Annotated in this window: 4 protein-coding genes; all 4 read left to right on the forward strand. The window is 59.2% G+C overall.

Features of this window, described 5'->3' with window-relative positions:
• Positions 1-146: 146 nt before the first annotated feature.
• The 4 genes from E4U03_RS12405 (at position 147) to E4U03_RS12420 (ending at position 2,229) form a co-directional block, all read left to right on the forward strand.
• Complete coding sequence (locus E4U03_RS12405) at positions 147-584, forward strand: hypothetical protein (RefSeq protein ID WP_135014031.1); 438 nt, start codon at positions 147-149, stop codon at positions 582-584.
• A 606-nt stretch (positions 585-1,190) separates the two neighbouring features.
• Positions 1,191-1,427: a hypothetical protein gene (locus E4U03_RS12410; protein ID WP_135014032.1), complete on the forward strand. Its 237-nt coding sequence runs from the start codon at positions 1,191-1,193 to the stop codon at positions 1,425-1,427.
• A 67-nt stretch (positions 1,428-1,494) separates the two neighbouring features.
• Positions 1,495-1,941, forward strand: a complete 447-nt coding sequence (locus E4U03_RS12415; protein WP_135014033.1) for a hypothetical protein — start codon at positions 1,495-1,497, stop codon at positions 1,939-1,941.
• 12 nt (positions 1,942-1,953) lie between these two features.
• Complete coding sequence (locus E4U03_RS12420) at positions 1,954-2,229, forward strand: hypothetical protein (protein WP_135014034.1); 276 nt, start codon at positions 1,954-1,956, stop codon at positions 2,227-2,229.
• Positions 2,230-2,255: the final 26 nt, after the last annotated feature.

Below are 2,255 nucleotides of genomic sequence, written 5' to 3' on the forward strand. Positions count from 1 at the left end.
CGCCCCCAACAACCCACCCGCGTCCCCGGCTGGGTCGAACGTTCACAGGTAACTGCACAAGCAGGCCAACAATTCCTCAACCGCTACTACCAGCAACAAGAAAACAGACCCGAACAGGGCAAAGATTGGATAGCAGGAGAACTCGCATGACCCCCGAAGAAACCGTCTGGTTCGTCGACTGGCTCAACAAGCTAGACCCCCGCGTCGAAACCAACGACCCCAGTATCGAAGCCTGGCACCGCGCCCTCAAATCCTTCGATCTCCGCATGGTCAAAGAAATCACCCTCTCCTACCGCGAAACCACCGACAAAAAACCCGTCGTCTCAGAAATCAAACGCCTCTGCTCCGCCGAGAAACAGCGCATCAAAGAACTCAACGAAGCTTTCGCCGCCCGAGCAGTAGACCCCCACAAAGTCACCCTCGCCACCTGGAAGCAACGCCACCCAGGGCGCTGGGAAGAACTACAGCTCGAAGGAGCCCGGCACAGAGCCCGCGACCTCACCCAACGAGGCATACCCACAGACCCCCGCCTCATAACCCCCGACCTGAACTTCATCTACGCCCCGCACCCCCGCATGGTCTAACCACACCCAGAGAGGAGAACCCACCGTGAGCGCCCCCACCTGCCAACGATGCGGAAGAACAGAAGGCACCCCCAGCAGCCACGGCAAACCCATACGCATCAACCACACACAAGGCCTCTGCCGCCCCTGCATCTCCGTACTCCACCACCGCCCAAACGCAACCCTACGCAAAGCCCCAAAACCACCCAGAACCTGCCAACGCTGCGGACGCACCAACACAACAAAAACCAGCCGCGGCAACCCCCTACGCATCTACGGCCCAGGAGCCAAATACGCCGGGTACTGCTACCCCTGTGCAACCATCATGCGCGGCTTCCCCCACCGGCCACCACCCCAAAAAACACCCACCCGATGCCGCATCTGCAAACGCCGAACCACACGCAACGGGCGGCCCCTGACCATCATCAAGGGCGGAAAATGGCCCGGCCTGTGCACCAGCTGCCGCGGATCCATGGAGAGACGCACCAGAACCTACCCCATCAAGCCCTGCACAGGGTGCGGGCGCACCCACACCAGCACCGGCAGGCTCGTCGAGCTAACCCGCACTGGCCCCTACGCCGGGCTTTGCATCACCTGCCGCCACCGAAAACACAAGGAGCTAACCCCGTGATGAAGCCGCAGTCCGTCCCGCCCTGGGCGAAAGAAACCACCTCCGGGCTCTACACCCGGTACATGGCCCTGACCCGCGCTATCCGCGCCAACGACAACCGAGCCATGCACGCCCGCGACGCCCAAGAACGCGCCCACTACCTAGCCGCAAACCAGGTACTAGAGAAAAAACGCGCCCAACTCGCACCAAAACCACCCCACCAGAAAGACAAAAACAAGGCGCAGAGCCCCTAACACCCCCAAAACCCACCAACCCACCACCCCACCAAAAACTAGCCCCGCAGAAAGGCACACAGCGAACATGACCCAACCAACCCTCGCCGACTGCCCCTTCGGCCCCCAAGAAATCGTAGAAACCGGCAAACACCTCGACTACCAATGGGTCATAGCAAAAGCCCCACGCTACGGCCTGAACGGATACATCCGAATACCCGACCACCAGCAGTGCCACCCCTGGCAAGAAACAACCGACTACATCTTCGACACAGAGTTTCACCCCTGGGGAGAAGTCACCTACCAACAGGGAAACTGGTACGGCTTTGATAACCACCACTCCTGGAACCACTGGGACGAAGAATACGTCTGGAACAAATCACCCTCAAGTATCGAGTCAGCCAAGAACGCCTACGACGGGGAACCCAAACGCTGGGACAACCTCGACACCACCCGCCAACAGGTCAGGCACATGATTGAGCAAGCCCACGAAGAATATACCCAGCAAGCCATAACCGGCACTTACACAATCTAAGGAAACCAGCCAATGACTCCCATCGAAATCATCCAGCTGATTCTTGCACTCCTTACCCTTGCGGCAATTTCAGCAATGTTTCTTACCCTTGTCGCAGCCAGCAGGCGACTTCGCCGCGGGCTAAGCCAATACCGCGAAAAGCTGACACGAAACCTCCAGGAAGCAGAATCCCAAGCCTGGGAAGAAGGCTTCACCCAAGGAGCCGCCTACTACTACGAAGGCAACAGCAAACCCACCGACTTCACCGAAACCGCCCACACCCTCAACCCCCACAAGGAGACCAACTAATGCCCGCAACCATCACCCTAGAAGGC

The sequence above is a fragment of the Rothia nasimurium genome (assembly GCF_004569295.1).
Lineage (GTDB): Bacteria > Actinomycetota > Actinomycetes > Actinomycetales > Micrococcaceae > Rothia > Rothia nasimurium_B.

What these genes read in the sequence shown, in the direction of transcription:
- E4U03_RS12405 (WP_135014031.1), top strand. Translation starts at nt 147, where the DNA reads ATGACCCCCGAAGAAACCGTCTGGTTCGTCGACTGGCTCAACAAGCTA.
- E4U03_RS12415 (WP_135014033.1), top strand. Translation starts at nt 1,495, where the DNA reads ATGACCCAACCAACCCTCGCCGACTGCCCCTTCGGCCCCCAAGAAATC.
- E4U03_RS12420 (WP_135014034.1), top strand. Translation starts at nt 1,954, where the DNA reads ATGACTCCCATCGAAATCATCCAGCTGATTCTTGCACTCCTTACCCTT.